Here is an 858-nt window from a genome sequence, read left to right on the forward strand (position 1 = left end):
ACCACCCTTACATCACAATTTTGGCATTTTGACGCAAGCGCCGCACGGTCTCGGTGAGGTACTGCTGCACAATCGCTTGCCGCAATTGGGGTTTGGATTCGTCAAAAGTCGGAATCTTCATCGCGCGCTTATCATCCAAACGCACGATCACCCACGCGTTACCAATTTGAATGGGTTTTTTGGCAAACTCGTTTTTATTGAGAAGGCGCAAGGTTTGTAAGACAGCAGCATTCATTTGGGAGGCGTTGACCCACCCGACACTACCACCCTCTTTTTTAGTAGCTGCATCAGCGGAAAACTCGCGCGCCAACTGGGTAAACGAATCGCCCTTTTGCAAGCGACTCATCAAAATCATAGCCTCACTCTCTTTAGTGGTCACAATTTGGCTAAAGCGGTACTGTACTTCGCCACCCGTATCCCCAATTAATTTCTTTTGACGCTCGTACTCAGCCTTGAGTTGCTCATCCGTAATGGGGTTTTTTTGAAAGTGCTGATCAATATAGAGTTGTAATAAGAGAGTTTGCTCAAACTGATCGACCTGTAGGATGAACTCAGGGGTCTTCTCTAGGCCCTCTTTCTTGGCTTCTTGGACCAATAACTCGCGGTTGATTAATTCCTCTTTAATGGCTTGACGAAGTTCGGGGGAATCTTTGGCACCCCGCTCAATGGCATTTTTAAGGGCAGCATCATAGAGCTGCTGAGTGATTGGAGCGTTATTGACCGAGGCAACAAAGGCTAATTCTTTTTTTTCAGGATTGGCCAATCCAGTCGCGGGATGGATTAATACCAATAGTAAAGCAAGCCAGATTGTTTTCATGACCAGATTGTACGAAATAATTCTTGAATGAATAAGCCGAG

At 46.0% G+C, this 858-nt stretch carries 1 protein-coding gene; it reads right to left on the reverse strand.

Annotated elements, in window-relative coordinates; genetic code table 11:
• Positions 1 to 7 precede the first annotated feature (7 nt).
• Entirely contained in the window at positions 8 to 817 is an 810-nt protein-coding gene (locus QUE62_RS06765) for a peptidylprolyl isomerase (protein WP_286261216.1), read from the reverse strand.
• Between the last annotated feature and the right edge of the window lie 41 nt (positions 818 to 858).

It is taken from the genome of Polynucleobacter sp. HIN9 (assembly GCF_030297635.1).
GTDB lineage: Bacteria > Pseudomonadota > Gammaproteobacteria > Burkholderiales > Burkholderiaceae > Polynucleobacter.